12 protein-coding genes are annotated in these 14,932 nt (G+C 69.9%); 5 read left to right on the top strand and 7 right to left on the bottom strand.

Annotation, left to right across the window (positions count from 1 at the left end):
- Window positions 1-10: 10 nt before the first annotated feature.
- From DW306_RS08840 to gabT, 4 genes are all read right to left on the bottom strand, one after another.
- Window positions 11-1,555, bottom strand: a complete 1,545-nt coding sequence (locus DW306_RS08840) for an APC family permease (RefSeq protein ID WP_136055234.1) — start codon at window positions 1,553-1,555, stop codon at window positions 11-13.
- Window positions 1,555-2,439: a universal stress protein gene (locus DW306_RS08835; protein WP_136055233.1), complete on the bottom strand. Its 885-nt coding sequence runs from the start codon at window positions 2,437-2,439 to the stop codon at window positions 1,555-1,557. The genes DW306_RS08840 and DW306_RS08835 overlap by 1 nt, the downstream gene beginning before the upstream one ends.
- Window positions 2,439-3,821: an NAD(P)/FAD-dependent oxidoreductase gene (locus DW306_RS08830; protein ID WP_136055232.1), complete on the bottom strand. Its 1,383-nt coding sequence runs from the start codon at window positions 3,819-3,821 to the stop codon at window positions 2,439-2,441. Before DW306_RS08830 ends, DW306_RS08835 begins: the two co-directional genes overlap by 1 nt.
- Before the next feature lie 108 nt (window positions 3,822-3,929).
- Window positions 3,930-5,291 (bottom strand): 4-aminobutyrate--2-oxoglutarate transaminase, encoded by a 1,362-nt coding sequence (gene gabT / locus DW306_RS08825; RefSeq protein ID WP_136055231.1) that lies wholly within the window; start codon window positions 5,289-5,291, stop codon window positions 3,930-3,932.
- A gap of 95 nt (window positions 5,292-5,386) precedes the next feature.
- On the opposite strand from gabT, the gene DW306_RS08820 reads away from it, so the two are divergent.
- Window positions 5,387-6,895, top strand: coding sequence for a PucR family transcriptional regulator (locus tag DW306_RS08820; RefSeq protein ID WP_136055230.1), 1,509 nt, complete (start codon window positions 5,387-5,389; stop codon window positions 6,893-6,895).
- A gap of 15 nt (window positions 6,896-6,910) precedes the next feature.
- Here the strand turns inward: DW306_RS08820 and DW306_RS08815 are convergent, their stop codons facing one another.
- The 3 genes from DW306_RS08815 to DW306_RS08805 form a co-directional block, all read right to left on the bottom strand.
- Window positions 6,911-7,537 carry a TetR/AcrR family transcriptional regulator gene (locus DW306_RS08815; RefSeq protein WP_136055229.1) on the bottom strand — a complete coding sequence of 209 codons (627 nt, stop codon included), beginning with the start codon at window positions 7,535-7,537 and terminating at the stop codon, window positions 6,911-6,913.
- A gap of 37 nt (window positions 7,538-7,574) precedes the next feature.
- A complete protein-coding gene (locus tag DW306_RS08810) occupies window positions 7,575-9,128 on the bottom strand; it encodes a glucoamylase family protein (protein WP_136055228.1) in 1,554 nt (517 codons plus the stop codon).
- Between the two features lie 171 nt (window positions 9,129-9,299).
- Window positions 9,300-10,751 carry a helix-turn-helix transcriptional regulator gene (locus tag DW306_RS08805; protein ID WP_136055227.1) on the bottom strand — a complete coding sequence of 484 codons (1,452 nt, stop codon included), beginning with the start codon at window positions 10,749-10,751 and terminating at the stop codon, window positions 9,300-9,302.
- Between the two features lie 120 nt (window positions 10,752-10,871).
- Between DW306_RS08805 and aceA the strand changes: the two genes are divergently transcribed.
- The 4 genes from aceA to DW306_RS08785 all read left to right on the top strand — a co-directional run bounded on the left by aceA (window position 10,872) and on the right by DW306_RS08785 (window position 14,932).
- The gene (gene aceA, locus DW306_RS08800; RefSeq protein WP_136055226.1) at window positions 10,872-12,212 is read left to right on the top strand and encodes an isocitrate lyase; all 1,341 of its coding nucleotides are present in this window, start codon (window positions 10,872-10,874) and stop codon (window positions 12,210-12,212) included.
- A gap of 106 nt (window positions 12,213-12,318) precedes the next feature.
- Window positions 12,319-13,974 (top strand): malate synthase A, encoded by a 1,656-nt coding sequence (gene aceB, locus DW306_RS08795; RefSeq protein ID WP_136055225.1) that lies wholly within the window; start codon window positions 12,319-12,321, stop codon window positions 13,972-13,974.
- Between the two features lie 101 nt (window positions 13,975-14,075).
- Window positions 14,076-14,459, top strand: coding sequence for a hypothetical protein (locus tag DW306_RS08790; RefSeq protein WP_136055224.1), 384 nt, complete (start codon window positions 14,076-14,078; stop codon window positions 14,457-14,459).
- Between the two features lie 38 nt (window positions 14,460-14,497).
- Window positions 14,498-14,932, top strand: a complete 435-nt coding sequence (locus tag DW306_RS08785; RefSeq protein ID WP_136055223.1) for a hypothetical protein — start codon at window positions 14,498-14,500, stop codon at window positions 14,930-14,932.

Below are 14,932 nucleotides of genomic sequence, written 5' to 3'. Positions count from 1 at the left end.
GGAGTGCGGGTCAGCGACGGCGGATGCTCGGCGGGGCGTCCATGCTCAGGGTCTCGCCGCGGAAGAACGCGGGGCGCTTGATGCGCTGCCAGATCATGATGACCACGCCGACGAGGATGATCGTGACACCCAGGACGAACACGAGGCCGAGGCCGCCGATGCTCGATCCGCTGCCGTATTCCGGGTCCATCGAATCGACCAGGGTGGTGACGAACAGCACCGCCAGGATGCCGCCGCCGACGAGCGGGAACAGGAACGTGAAGAAGAAGCTGCGGGCCGAGTCGAACCACTGCTTGCGGAAGTACCAGACGCAGGCGAATGCCGTGAGCCCGTAGTAGAAGCAGATCATCATGCCGAGCGAGAGGATCGTGTCGGTCAGGACGTTCTCGCTCAGCAGACGCATGACGGCGTAGAACGCGGATGCGACGACGGCGGCCACGATGGTCGAATAACCCGGCGTGAAGAACCGCGGGCTCACCTTGGCGAACTGCTTCGGAAGGGCGCCGTAGTGCCCCATCGCGAGGAGCGTGCGCGCCGGTCCCACCGCCGTCGACTGCAACGACGCCGCCGAGCTCGACAGCACGGCGAGCGAGACGAGGAAGGCCAGCGGTCCGAGCACGGGGTCGGACAGCGCGAAGAAGACGTTCGCGGAGATGTCCTCGTTCGCGAGCCCGAAGGCCCCTGTCCCGACGCCGGCGAACATGATGAGGCCGATCGACAGGAGCAGGTACAGGCTCACGACGACGAACACCGTGAGCATCGCGGCGCGGCCCGGCGTCTTGTCGGGATCCTTCGTCTCCTCGTTCATGGTGAGGACGACGTCCCAGCCCCAGAAGATGAAGATCGACAGCGACAGACCGGCGGCGAAGGCGCTGAACGTCGGCACCTCGAAGGGGTTGAACCACGACCAGGAGAACGCCGTGGGCTCCGGCGCCTCGCCCGACACGGCCTTGACGATCGCGACGACGGCGAAGACCACCAGGACGACGAGCTGGAAGGTCACCAGGATGTACTGGAACTTCTGCGTCGTCTGCATGTCGCGGTACGACACGAGCGTGGCGCCGAGCATGAACAGCAGGCACACCACGACGTTGATGATCGGGTTGAACGCCAGGTCGGCGATCCCCGCGTTGCCGGTCAGCTGGGCGATCAGCAGGAAGAGGAACTCCACCGCGATCCCGGCGAGGTTGGACAGCACGATGACGGTGGCGGCGATGAGCCCCCAACCGGTCATCCAGCCGATCCAGGGCCCGAAGGCGCGCACGCCCCAGGTGAACGAGGTGCCGGAGTCCGGCATCACGCGGTTGAGCTCGCGGTAGCCGAAGGCGGTCAGCAGCATCGGGATGAAGCCGACGAGGATGATGGCGGGCACCTGGGTGCCGACCTCTGCCACCGTCGGGCCCAGCGACGCGGTGAGCGTGTAGGCGGGGGCGATGGTCGAGACGCCGATCACCACGGCTCCGAGCACACCGACGGCGCCGGCCCTCAGACCCTTCGTGGAGATGCCGGTGGTGACACCGGACTCGGGCTCCGTCGCCCGATTCGTGCTGCTCATCAGCGGACTCCTGCTTCGGCGCGGGTGCGCGGGACGACGATCATCGGGACGGGCAGCTCGTGCAGCATCTTCGCCGCCGTGGAGCCCAGGAACAGTCGACGGGGCTGAGCCAGCCGACTGGAGCCGACGAGGACGACCTCGCCGGGGAGCCAGGAGAGATGCGCGACGGCATCCTCCACGGTGTCGCCGGGCGCCCGCTCGACGGCGGCGGTCCGGCCGTCGGGCAGCAGCTCCGAGGCGACCGCGAGAACCTCCTGCGAATGCTCGTCGCCGACCACGCGGATCGCTCCGGTGTCGAGCCCCGGTGGCACGTCGAAGGGCACGAGCGACACGAGCCGCAGGTCGACGCCGGCGTCGCTCGCGAGAGAGACCCCTTCATCGAGCAGCGCGTCGGCGCCGGGGCGGGTGCCCACGGCGACGGTGACGCGCGGGATGACGTGATCATCCTGCTGCGCGGTGCCCGCAGGCGCGAGCGCGACCGGGATGGTCGACGAGTGCAGCAGCTCCGAGGCGACGCTGCCGAGGCGATGCCGCCCCAGGATGCCGCCGCCCGCGGCGCCGACCACGATCACCCGCGCGCCGAACTCCTCACCGGCGGCGATGAGCCCCTCGGCGAACGACTCGCCGAAGCGCACGTGTCCGCTGCGGGTCAGCTCCTGCGGCAGCCGGACGATCGCGTCGGCGAGCCACTTCTTCGCCTGACCGCGGATGTGCTCCTCGTAGGCGCGCTCCGGCGGGACCGCGGCGCTGCGCGTGCCCTCGGTCGGGAGCACGATCACCAGGTGCAGCGTCGCGCCGAGGCTGCGAGCGAGCCGGGCGCCGAGCGCCGCGGCATCCGCCCCGCTGTCCGTCGCCGTGTAGCCGACGACGACCGAGCCGGTCATCAGTCGCCGCTCTCGGTGGGTCCCGCGTCGCGGATCGCGTCGACGATGTTCGCGGCGGCGAGGTGACCCATGCGGATCGCCCCGTCGACGTGCTGGTATCCGGCGCCCGCCAGGTCGCTGCACGCGAAGTGGATCGGTCCGACGGGGGTGCGGAGGTCCGCGCCGTAGCGGTGCAGGCCGCCCATGTCGAAGCTCGCGGCGTACGCGCCGCGGGTCCACTCCTCGCTGCCCCAGTCGCTCTCGTAGTAGACGACCGGGTTCTTCGCCTCGTCGCCGTAGTAGTGCGAGAGCGAGGTGAGGATGCGCTCCTTGCGCTCCTCGGCCGACAGCTCGAACACTCCGTCGGCGTTCGCGTCGGAGACGAAGCCGACGAGGGTGCCGCGCTCGTCGCCGTGGTTCGTGTTGTCGTACGCCTCGTGCACGAGCTCGTACGGGCTGAAGGCGGTGGCGCTGAGCCCCTGTGCACGCCAGAACGGCGTCTCGTAGACCGCGTGCACCTTGATGACGAAGCCCATCGACAGGTGCTGGTGCATCTGGTGCTGGCGACGCGGCAGCGGCGGAACGAACGAGATCCGGCTGTAGAGCACCGGTGCGTGCGCGAGGATCGCGTACCGTGCGCTGACGGTGAGGTCGTCGGTCGTGGCGGTGACGCCGTTCGCGCCCCACTCCAGGCTTCGCACCGGCTGGTTCAGGAGCACGTCGTCGCCCAGGCGCTCCGCGAGGCGCAGCGGCACCTGCTGGAGACCGCCGACGACGCGCTTGTCGAGGATGAAGTCGGCGTCGACCAGGTTCGAGTACGAGCCGGCGGATGCCGCCATCAGCAGCGACTGCAGCAGCGAGAAGGAGTGCGTCGGCTTGGTGAGCATCGCGGTGCCGGTGGCGAAGGCGAGGTTGCGCACGGCCTCGTCGTCATCGGTCCGGGCGCGCAGCCAGGCGTCCCACGTGACGGTGTCCCATTCCTCGGCCTTCGGGTGCGCCCAGGGACGATCCGGGTCGATCTCGGCGACCATGGCGTCCAGACGCTCGGTGATCTCGGCGATCACGGCCTCGGTCGCCGGCGCCACCGGGAACATCTCGCCGGTGAAGCGGTGCGACTGGCCGTCCGGACCCACGTACACGCTGTCGCCGTCGCGGTAACGGCTGTACGTCTCGAGGCCCAGCTCCTCGATGGCGTCCTTCAGCGCGTCCTGATCGGGAGAGACCCACTGGCCGCCGATCTCGAGCATCGCGCCCTCGATCACATCGGTCCAGAGGCGGCCGCCGACGCGGTCTCGTGCTTCCAGCACGGCGACCGAGAGGCCGGCCTGGCGCAGGTCGTTCGCCGCCGTGAGCCCTGCGGCTCCGGCGCCGATGATCAGTACGTCGCGGGTGATCTCAGCCATGTGCAACTCCTTCGGTGGGGGATGAAGTGCCGGTCGCGACCCGGAATCCCCCGATTTGGGGTCGCGACCGGACATCTGGTGCGGACCGCGGCAGGCCGCGGTCGGGGACTACGCGGCCGCGAGTGCGGCGGCGACCACGTCGAGTCCTTCGTTGAGCAGATCGTCGCCGATCGCGAGCGGAGGGAGGAAGCGGATCACGTTGCCGTACGTGCCGCAGGTGAGCACGATGACGCCCTGGGCGATGCAGGCCTTCGCGACGGCGGCGGTGAGCGCGGCATCCGGCGCCTTGGTCTCCGGGTCGACGAACTCGGCCGCGATCATGGCGCCGTGCCCGCGGACGTCGCCGACGCGGGGGTCGCCCTGCTGGATCGCGATGAGACGGTCGGTGAGGATCGTGCCGATCTCGCGGGCGCGCTCGATGACGCCGTCGTTCTCGAACACGTCGATGGCGGCGAGCGCCGCGGCGCAGGCGATCGGGTTGCCGCCGTAGGTGCCGCCGAGTCCGCCGGAGTGGGAGGCGTCCATGATCTCGGCGCGGCCGGTGACGGCGGCGAGGGGAAGACCGCCGGCGATGCCCTTGGCGGTGGTGATCAGGTCGGGCTCGATGCCGAAGATCTCGCTCGCGAACATGTGTCCGGTGCGGGCGAATCCGGTCTGCACCTCATCCGCGATGAAGACGACGCCGTTCGCACGGCACCAGTCGACGATCGCCGGAAGGAAGCCCTCGGCGGGCACGATGAACCCGCCCTCGCCCTGGATGGGCTCGATGATGACCGCGGCGAGGTTGTCGGCGCCGATCTGCTTCTCGAGCTGCAGGATGACACGGGCCGCGGCCTCGGGACCGGCGAGGCCGTCGCGGAACGGGTACGACATCGGCGCGCGGTAGACCTCGGGTGCGAAGGGACCGAAGCCGCTCTTGTACGGCATCGACTTGGCGGTGAGCGCCATGGTCAGGTTCGTGCGGCCGTGGTAGCCGTGGTCGAAGGCGACGACGGCCTGGCGGCCGGTGTGCTTGCGGGCGATCTTGATCGCGTTCTCGACAGCCTCGGCGCCCGAGTTGAACAGGGCGCTCTTCTTGGCGAAGTCGCCGGGGGTCACCCGGTTCAGCGCCTCGGCGACCTCGATGTACGACTCGTACGGCGAGATCATGAAGCAGGTGTGGGTGAACTGCGCGGCCTGCGCGGCGACGGCTGCGGCGACCTTGGGGTGCGCGTTGCCGACCGTCGTCACGGCGATGCCGGAGCCGAGGTCGATCAGCGAGTTGCCGTCGGCATCCACCACGACTCCGCCGCCGGCGGCGACGGTCGCGACGGGCACCGTGTGGCCGACGCCTGCGGCGACGGCATCGGCCTTGCGCGCGAGGATCTCCGCCGACCGGGGGCCGGGAAGCTCGGTGACGAGGCGTCGCTCCTGGGGGAGCTCGGGTCCGCCGAGGGGAACTGCAACAGCTGCGGTGTCGAGGAGTGCCATGTCCGCGAGCGTACGGCGGCTCCGGACACCGCCGCACTCGCCGACTTGTACAATCTGAAGCAAGAGATCGCCGGTGTGTACAAGAGGAGTTCGCCATGGCTGTGGCCGAGGAACCCACGCTCCGCGCGCTGCTGCACCGAAGGGACCTCGGCCTCGCGCTGGTCTCCTCCGCCGAGGAGCTGCCGGACGGCCCGCTCGACCGACCGCTGCGGTGGGTGCACAGCTCCGATCTGGCCGACCCCACCCCGTTCCTCTCGGAGGACCTCGCCCTGCTGACCACCGGCAGCCAGTTCGACGACGCGGTCGACATCGACACCTACGTCGGGCGCCTGGCCGGTCGGGGCGTGCTCGGACTCGGCTTCGGCACGGAGGTGCACCGCTCCGGCATTCCCGAAGAGCTCGTGCAGGCCTGCGCCGAGCACGGGATGCCGCTGTTCGAGGTCCCTTACCGCACGCCGTTCATCGCCGTCGCCCGTGCACACGCCGAGGCCATCGCCGCGCAGGCGTACGCCCGGCGATCCTGGGCCCTCGACACGCAGCGAGCCCTCGCCCTCGCCGCCCTCCGCCCCCACGGTCTCGACGCGACCGTCGCCGAGCTCGGCCGGCGCCTCGACGTGTGGGCGGGCATGTTCGATGCGGCCGGGGCGCTGCTCAGCTCGCATCCCCGCGGTGCGATCGAGCCGGGCGTGCTCGAAGACCTCGGCGAGAGGGTCATCGAGATCCTCACCCGCGGGCTCGAAGCCGGCCAGTCCCTCACGCTCGACGACCGCACGTTCACACTCTTCACGGTCGGGCGGGGCGGCCACCTGCGCGGAGTCATCGCGCTCGCGGTCGACGTGCTCGACCCGGAGGCCCGGTCGGTCGTGACCTCGGTCATCGCGATGGCGGGTCTCGCCATGGAGCAGAGCGAGCAGCTGGCGCGCAGCCGGCGGCGCCTGCACGCGCAACTGCTCGGATCACTCCTCGCCGATGACCCCGGACTCGCCCGTCGGGTGCTCGGCGCCCTTCCCCCCACCCCGATCGTCGTCGCCGTCGCCGGAGATGCTCCCGCCGGACCGCTCACCGACTGGTGGGAGAGGCACCGGTCCGAACACGGCACACCCTCCTTCATCGCCGAGTCGGAGGACGGCGTGACCGTGTGCCTGTCCGCGAGCGACGAGCATCTCCTCGACGAGGTCGCGGTGCGCTTCGGCATCCGTATCGGCGTCTCCGCCCCCGAGGGCTACGACGCCTTCTCCCGCGCGCACGCGCAGGCGCTCACGGCTCTCCGCCAGCACGGCGACCACGGCGCCGCGCGATATGCCGACACCGTCGGCTCGAGCATCCTCACCGCCCTCGCGACCGACGAGGCGCGACTCGTGGCGGAGTCCCGCCTGGCTCCGCTGCGCGAGCACGACGCCCGCACCGGCGCCGACCTCGAGCACTCGCTGCGCACCTGGCTGGAGCACGACGCCAGGGCCGAGTCGGCGGCCGCGGCGCTCGGCGTGCACCGGCACACGCTCCGTTCGCGCATCGCCCAGGCGGGAGGCATGCTCGGCATCGACCTCTCGGCTTTCCCCGCACGGGCCGAGCTCTGGACGCTGCTGCAGACCGCCAGGGACTGACGCGCGTCAGGCGACTCAGTCGTGCGGCGCGTCGGCGGGGTGCAGGTAGCGGCGCACGAACTCGTCGAACAGCGGGACCATGTCGACCGACTCGTCGAGCAGCCACTGCAGCTGGATCCCGTCCATGACGGCACTGATCAGGCGTGCCGCGAGCGCAGGGTCGATGTCGGCCCGCACCTCGCCCGCATCCTGCCCGCGTCGGAGGATCTCGCTCGCCTCGTCGGCCCTCGCCCGGTAGCGGGCGGCGAAGTCGGCGTGCGACGGATGCTCGGAGTCGGTCGCCTCCGCCGAGACGATGGCGTACAGCGACGTGAGCCCCCGCGAGGTCTGGTTGTGCGCGACGACCCTCTTCGCCTGCTCGATCAGCGTGTGCTCGGCAGGGTCGCCCGCCGCCGCGCGCACCTTCTCGTCGCGCTGGCGGAGGACCTCGGCGAACAGCTCCTCCTTGCCGGAGAAGTGGTGCAGGAGACCGGCCGGGGTCACGCCGACGCGTTTGGCGATCTCCCGCAGGGATCCGCCATGGAACCCCGTGCGGGAGAACACTCCGAGCGCCTCGTCGACGATCGCCTGCCGTCGCGCCTGTCCCGTCGCATAGGGACCGCGGGGGCCGCGACCCGCCGCCGGTCGATCGTCCGTGCCCACTGCGCGCTCCTGTCCTTCGGCGAAGCGAGGCGGGGACTCAGCCGTGGTGACCGCCTCCCGCTCCCCACGAGGAGCCGAATACCTGCTGTTTCATCGCGGGGCGCAGGCGCTGCTCCATCTCGCGATCCACGAAGTAGTCCTTGAGCTTATCCCGCGTGAGCTCGTTGCCGATCGCGGCCATGATCATCGACTGGTCGAGCGACAGGTAGCGTTCGGCGATCGCGCCGCTGTGCACGGCGACGGCGTCGTAGAACCCGCCGGGACCGTACGCGCCGAGATCGTTCTCGATCCCGTGGAGGTTCTCCATCGCCCCCTTCCGGTCGTACGGCAGGGCGAGGAACGCCGCGTGCGGCGTCACGACGCCGTCGCCGAACTCCGGAGCGGGATTCGTGCCGACGGTGCACCCGGGACGGTCGACGTCGACGTCGGTCTTCTCCGCGTCGGACGTGTAGCCGTCGGACCGCATGCCGGCGATGTCGACCCCGTATTCCGCGTATCCGCCGAAGGGGTTGCTCGCGGGCGAGAAGCCCCAGTACCCGTAGCCGGCCTCGTCGAGCCCGTGCTGCTTCTGCACGGCGACGGTGATCGGGTGGTTGAGCTTCCAGGACTTCGGGCCCCACTTCGTCTCGGGCACCAGCAGGTCGGGCATCAGCGACTCGAACATGCTGCCGCCCCAGCTCGGCACGAACGACATCTCGCCGTACTGGTACGCGCCCTCCCAGACCTCGACGCCGTCGTAGGTGCGGTACTCCCCCTGCGGGAGCTGTTCCTGCCAGGCCCAGTCGCAGCCCGGGGGCATGGTGCGGTGCGTGCCGTACAGCGCGGTGGCCGGGATCTGGCCGTTGGCGATGCCGAGATAGGTCGCGATGCGGCTCTCGCTCACCGTCGTGTCGTAGTGGTGGCAGGTGTAGTACGCGCTCTCTCCCGATCCGTTGTACATCGGCGCCTCGACGCTGCAGTCGGGCGGGGGCGCGTCCCAGAACCCGCCGCGGTTGGTGCCCGCGGGGAGCCCGGCGGCACCCGCCGGATCGAAGAACGCGGCGAAGTCCATCGAGTCGTAGAGCGCGTCGGCCTGCTCGGCGAGCGCGGGATCCGCCTCGCGCACGATGCGCAGCGCGGCGGCCAGCCATCCGTTGTCCACGGTGCTGAGGAACGGATACACCGGGTCACCGGAATCGGGCCAGGTCGTCAGCTTCTCCCCCGTGGTCGGTGAGTACCAGTTGTAGAACATCCCGCTCGCGTCGTTGCGATCGAGCCCCGTCAGGGTGTCGAGCGTGGTCGACATGCGGGTGCGGGCCTCGCCGGCGCTGATGATCCCGAGATCCCGTGCGGTCACGGTCGACCACAGGTAGCCGCCGATGTTCGTCGGCGAGGTGTAGGCACTGGAGGTCTCGAGGTCGCCCGTGACGTTGTCGGCAGGAAGGCCCGTCGCCTCGTCGGTCATCGCGACCAGTGATTGCCAGGTGTCGGCTGCCCATCGGTTCAGGTCCCGGTCGTCCGATCGGTCGCCGCCCGCCATCGCCGGTCCGGACACCGTCAAGCCCGCGACCACCAGTCCGGCCGTCGCCAGGGCACTCATCCATCGCTTCATCGTGTCTCCTCGTCGAGAACGCGCTGCGGTCGGCAGCACACCGATACGCGAAAACCTAACATGTGTTCGGTGTTGACTCAACCCGTCGTCACTCCGGTCGCGCTTTCGGCCGCCTTCGCGGCTCGCGGGCGACAGGAAGTGCGACCGGAGCACGACCGGTCGCGTTCCGAGTCACCGCGGAGCGTGGGCCTCGAGGAACTCGTACACGTCGGTCGTGTCGACGCCCGGGAACGCACCGGTCGGAAGAGTCGCGAGCAGCGTGCGCGGCGTCTTCACATTCGGCCAGGAGTTCTCGCGCCAGCGCGCCTCGAGCTCGGCCGGCGCCTGCCTGCAGCACACCTCGACGGAGTGCTTCGAGACTCCGCGGTGGCCGGTGTCGCGCCCGACGAACCATTTGGTGTCGTCGAACCGCACGCCCACGCTCACCGAGTGGAGGCCCTCGCTCGAGGCCTCGACCCGAGCCGTGCACCAGTAGGTGCCGTTGCCCGTGTCGGTGTACTGGTAGTACGGGTTGAAGCGGTCGTCCTCGTCGAAGACGACGCGACTCGTCCAGCGTCGGCAGCACATCTGCCCCTCGATCGCGCCGAGGCGGTCGGTCGGGAAGTTGACGTCGTCGTTCTCGTACGCCTTCGTGATCGTGCCCGACTCGTGCACCTTGAGGAAGTGCACGGGGATGTCGAGGTGGCGCGTGGCCAGGTTGGTGAACCGGTGCGCGGCGGTCTCGTACGACACGGAGTACGCGTCGCGCAGATCCTCGATCGAGATCGACCGGCGGGCCTTGGCATCCTTCAGGGAGGGCACGACGTGCGCCTCGGGGATCAGCAGAGCACCGGTGAGGTAGTTGGTCTCGACCCGCTGCCGCAGGAACTCCGCGTAGCTGTGCGGCTCGGAGTGTCCGAGCATGCGGCTCGACAGGGCCTGGAGCACCGCGGTCCGGGCGTCGCCTTTCGCGGGAACGCTGCTCGACAGGTACAGCCGTCCGTTCGCGAGATCGGCGACGCTGCGCGTCGTCTGCGGCAGGTCGGGAGCGTAATGCAGGGTGAACCCGAGGTAGGCGGCGATCTCGGATGCCGTGCGCTGAGTGAGCGGACCGCCCGGGTGGCCGACCGCCGCGAGGATCTCGGATGCCTTCTGCTCGAGGTCGGCGAAGTGGTTGTCCTGGCGGCGCATGAGGTGGCGCAGTTCGACGTTCGCGCGCCGCGCCTCCTCCGGTGTGGCCGCGCGCTCATCCCGCAGCCGGTCGATCTCGCCGTGGAGCGCGAGAAGCGCCTTGAGAGCGTCGGTCGGCACCGACTTCGCGATGCGGAACGGATCGATGCCGAGCGCCCGGAACGTCTGCCCCTTCATCGCGCGCTCCAGTGCGATCTCGATCGCGCTGCGCTCGTCGAGGGGCTCCCCCTCGAGCAGCACATCGAGCGTGACGCCCAGGGCGCGCGCGATCGCCTGGAGCAGGGTCAGCTTGGGCTCGCGCTTGCCGGTCTCGATCATCGACAGCTGGCTCGGCGCACGCTCGACCATGGCCGCGAGGTCCTCGAGCGTCAGTCCCCGCGCGGTGCGCAGCTGGCGGATGCGCCTCCCGATGGTGAGGGCGTCGGTGTCTTCTGCGGCGTCAGCGGTGCTCATGGCGGTGATTCTGTCACAGAAACAGAATTTCCGGCATTCTTCACCCCCGATTCGGTCGGTCGGGCGGCGGAACTTCACACAGAGTGGATGCCAAGCCACCACGCTCACCGAGGAGACACCATGTCGAACACCGCAGGAACCACCGCACCCCGCCCCGCCGGCCTCCGCGCCGGAGACCAGGTGCAGACGGCCGCCGAGCTCCGGGAGATCTGGGAGACCGACCCCCGCTGGGACGGCGTCGAGCGCACCTACACGGCCGAAGACGTCATCCGGATCCGCGGATCGGTCCGCGAGGAGTCGACGCTCGCCCACCGCGGCGCAGAGAACCTCTGGAACCTCCTGCACACCGAGGACTACGTGCGGGCGCTCGGCGCCTACACCGGCGGTCAGGCCGTGCAGCAGGTGCGCGCGGGCCTCAAGGCGATCTACCTCTCGGGCTGGCAGGTCGCGGCCGACGGCAACCTCGCCGGGCAGACGTACCCCGACCAGTCGCTGTACCCGGCCAACTCGGTGCCGGCGGTCGTCCGCCGCATCAACAACGCCCTGATCCGCCAGGACCAGCTCGAGCACGCCGAGGCCCTCGCCGGCGAGGGCGAGATCACGCAGGACTGGCTCGCCCCGATCGTGGCCGACGCCGAGGCCGGCTTCGGCGGGCCGCTGAACGCCTACGAACTCGCGCAGTCGCTGATCCAGTCGGGCGCAGCCGGGATCCACTGGGAGGACCAGCTGGCCAGCGAGAAGAAGTGCGGCCATCTCGGCGGCAAGGTGCTCGTGCCCACCCAGCAGCACATCCGCACCCTGAACGCCGCCCGTCTCGCAGCCGACGTCGCCGGCGTGCCGACCATCATCATCGCCCGCACCGACGCCCTCGCCGCCGACCTGCTCACCAGCGACGTCGACGAGCGCGACCAGCAGTTCACCACCGGCGAGCGCACGACCGAGGGGTTCTACCGGATCCGCCCCGGCATCGAATCGGTCATCAGCCGAGGCCTCGCCTTCGCCCCCTACGCCGACCTGCTCTGGGTGGAGACGGGCGAACCCGACATCGAGCTCGCCCGGGAGTTCGCCGCCGCGATCCACGCGGAGTTCCCCGGTAAGCTCCTGGCCTACAACTGCTCACCGAGCTTCAACTGGAAGCGGCACCTCTCCGACGCCGAGATCGCGACCTTCCAGCAGGACCTGGCCGACCTGGGCTACAAGTTCCAGTTCATCACCCTGGCCGGGTTCCACGCCCTGAACCACTCGATGTTCGACCTCGCCCGCGGCTACGCCGAACGCGCCATGAGCGCGTACGTCGAGCTGCAGGAAGCCGAGTTCGCCGCCGAGGCAGACGGCTACACCGCCACCAAGCACCAGCGCGAGGCGGGCACCGGCTACTTCGACGTCATCTCCACGGCGCTCAACCCCGACAGCGCGACTCTCGCCCTCGCCGGCTCCACCGAAGCCGCGCAGTTCCATTGATCCCGCGAGACCCCCGGTTCTCGTCGAGACCCCTCGCTGTGTGCGACCACAGCCCGGGGTTTCGGCGACAAACCGGGGTCTCAGCATCCACGCAAAGGACTTCATCATGACCACTCCCACTGCTCCCCCGACGACCGCTCCGACTCCGACGACCCAGCAGGGGCCGGCGATCGACATCACCGGCGCCCTGCGCGACCGTTACGACGAGATCCTCACCCCCGAGGCGATCGCCTTCCTCACCGAGCTGCACCATCGGTTCGCGTCGCGCCGGCACGACCGGCTCGCGGATCGGATGCGCCGCCGCTTCGAGATCGGCAACGGGCACGACCCCCGCTTCCGCGACGACACCGCGCACATCCGCGACGACGCGGACTGGCGCGTCGCCGGTGCCGGCCCGGGTCTCGAGGACCGTCGCGTGGAGATCACCGGGCCGACCGATCCGAAGATGACGATCAACGCCCTCAACTCCGGCGCGCGGGTCTGGCTGGCCGACCAGGAGGATGCCACGAGCCCCACCTGGAAGAACGTCATCGAGGGGCAGCTCTCGCTCCGCGACGCGATCCGCGGCGAGCTCTCCTTCACGTCGCCCGACGGCAAGGAGTACCGCGTCACCGCCGAGCGCACGCCCACGATCGTGATGCGCCCGCGCGGCTGGCACCTGCCCGAGAAGCACGTGTCGTTCATCGATCGGATGGGGCGCCGCACCGCGGCATCCGGCTCCCTCGTGGACTTCGGGCTCTACTTCCTGCACAACGCGCAGGCCCTGATCGACGGCGGCCGCGGCCCGTACTTCTACCTCGCCAAGCTCGAGTCGAGCGAGGAGGCGAAGCTGTGGGACGACGTGTTCTCGTTCAGCGAGGAGTACATCGGCATCCCGCACGGCACCATCCGGGCCACCGTCCTCATCGAGACGCTGCCCGCCGCGTTCGAGATGGACGAGATCCTGTACGAGTTGCGCGACCACTGCGCCGGCCTCAACGCCGGTCGCTGGGACTACATCTTCTCGATCATCAAGAACTACCGCGGACGCGGGGCGCGCTTCGTGCTCCCCGACCGCAGCGAGGTCACGATGACGGTGCCGTTCATGCGGGCGTACACCGATCTGCTCGTGCAGACCTGCCACAAGCGGGGCGCCTTCGCGATCGGCGGCATGAGCGCGTTCATCCCGAACCGCCGCGACCCCGAGGTGACGGCACGCGCGATCGAGAAGGTCTCCGCCGACAAGAAGCGCGAGGCCGGCGACGGCTTCGACGGCACCTGGGTCGCGCACCCCGACCTGATCCCGACGGCTCAGGCGGAGTTCGACGCCGTGCTGGGAGACCGTCCGAACCAGGCGGACCGGCAGCGCGACGACGTGCACGTGCAGGCACGTGACCTGCTCGATCTGCGCATCGGCAGCGCCGTCACCGATCGGGGCGTGCGCGACAACGTGTCGGTGGCCATCCGCTACCTCGAGGCGTGGTTGCGTGGACTCGGCGCCGTCGCGATCGACAACCTGATGGAGGATGCCGCGACGGCGGAGATCAGCCGGTCACAGGTGTGGCAGTGGATCCACCAGGACCGCGTCACGCAGGAGGGCACGCCGATCACGGCCGAATACGTCGAGGGTCTGATCACCCGGGTCATCGCCTCGGCCACCCGGAGCGCCGGTGACCGGTTCGACGACGCGGCGGAGATCTTCCGCGAGGTCGCCCTGCGGGAGGAGTTCCCCACCTTCCTGACGCTCGGCGCCTACAGCCGGTTCCTCGTCGACGAGGACTGACGTCCCCGAAAAGGCCCCCGGATGTGCCGAGCGCAACCGGGGGTCTTCTCTGCCTGTGGATAACTTCGTCCGGAGGGCGCCGGCCGCCCTACGCTCGCGGGATGCCGTCTGCTCCCCTCTCCCCGCGTGCCGCGCGCATCCGCCGCACCGTCTCCGTCGTCCTGGGCCTGAGTGCCGTCGTCATCGCCGCGCTGTGCCTCGTCACGATCGTCACGACGTTCTTCTTCACGGACTTCTTCACGAGCTTCCCTCTCCCCGGTCCGATGCTGAACACAGCCGTCTGCGGCATCGGACTGGTCGTCATCCTGGCGGCGGTCGCGCTCACACTCGCTGACCAACCCACGGGTTCCGCAGCCCGACCACGGGTGCCGATGCTGCTGGGCAACACCGCGTTGATCCTCTCCGCCGCGTGCGTGCTCGCCCTCCTCACCCCGCTGATCTACTACGTGGTCGTGATCGTCTGGCTCGCGGTGAGCCTCCTCTGACCGGCCCACCCTCCGATCTCCGGGCGTAGCCTGGACGCATGGCCGACGTGTGGACCGACATCGTCTCGGAATTCGTGCACCTGTATCCCCGGGGGCGACGGCTCGTCGCCGTGGCAGGAGCGGATGCCGAGCGCTCGCGTCACAGTGCCGACGAGCTCACGGCAGCGCTGAGCGCGACAGGGCTCCAGGTCGAGCGGAGGCATTCCGCCGACGGCGACGAGCAGTTCCTCCGCACCGAGGTGATCGCGCCGTTCCGCGCGACCTCCGCGAGCGACAGCGTGCTCGTCGTCTCGGGCCCGTCCGCGCTGCTGAGCGAGACGGCCCGCGGCATGTGGCACTACGTCGTGTGGCAGCTCGCGGACGACGAGGCGCCGCATACCGTCGCCGCCGCGATTGTCGACGTCACCGACCCCGCGAACCCGACCCGACGATTCGCCGATTACTGCGCCCTCCCCGCCTCCTACGGCGCGTGA

The organism is Microbacterium sp. K24 (assembly GCF_004794465.1).
GTDB lineage: Bacteria > Actinomycetota > Actinomycetes > Actinomycetales > Microbacteriaceae > Microbacterium.
Note: the sequence above shows the minus strand (reverse complement) of the source record. Positions and strands in the feature narration are given on the sequence as shown.

Coding starts and splice junctions, on each gene's coding strand:
- DW306_RS08840 (WP_136055234.1), bottom strand. CDS start 1,555: ATGAGCAGCACGAATCGGGCGACGGAGCCCGAGTCCGGTGTCACCACC.
- DW306_RS08835 (WP_136055233.1), bottom strand. CDS start 2,439: ATGACCGGCTCGGTCGTCGTCGGCTACACGGCGACGGACAGCGGGGCG.
- DW306_RS08830 (WP_136055232.1), bottom strand. CDS start 3,821: ATGGCTGAGATCACCCGCGACGTACTGATCATCGGCGCCGGAGCCGCA.
- gabT (WP_136055231.1), bottom strand. CDS start 5,291: ATGGCACTCCTCGACACCGCAGCTGTTGCAGTTCCCCTCGGCGGACCC.
- DW306_RS08820 (WP_136055230.1), top strand. CDS start 5,387: ATGGCTGTGGCCGAGGAACCCACGCTCCGCGCGCTGCTGCACCGAAGG.
- DW306_RS08810 (WP_136055228.1), bottom strand. CDS start 9,128: ATGAAGCGATGGATGAGTGCCCTGGCGACGGCCGGACTGGTGGTCGCG.
- DW306_RS08805 (WP_136055227.1), bottom strand. CDS start 10,751: ATGAGCACCGCTGACGCCGCAGAAGACACCGACGCCCTCACCATCGGG.
- aceA (WP_136055226.1), top strand. CDS start 10,872: ATGTCGAACACCGCAGGAACCACCGCACCCCGCCCCGCCGGCCTCCGC.
- aceB (WP_136055225.1), top strand. CDS start 12,319: ATGACCACTCCCACTGCTCCCCCGACGACCGCTCCGACTCCGACGACC.
- DW306_RS08790 (WP_136055224.1), top strand. CDS start 14,076: ATGCCGTCTGCTCCCCTCTCCCCGCGTGCCGCGCGCATCCGCCGCACC.
- DW306_RS08785 (WP_136055223.1), top strand. CDS start 14,498: ATGGCCGACGTGTGGACCGACATCGTCTCGGAATTCGTGCACCTGTAT.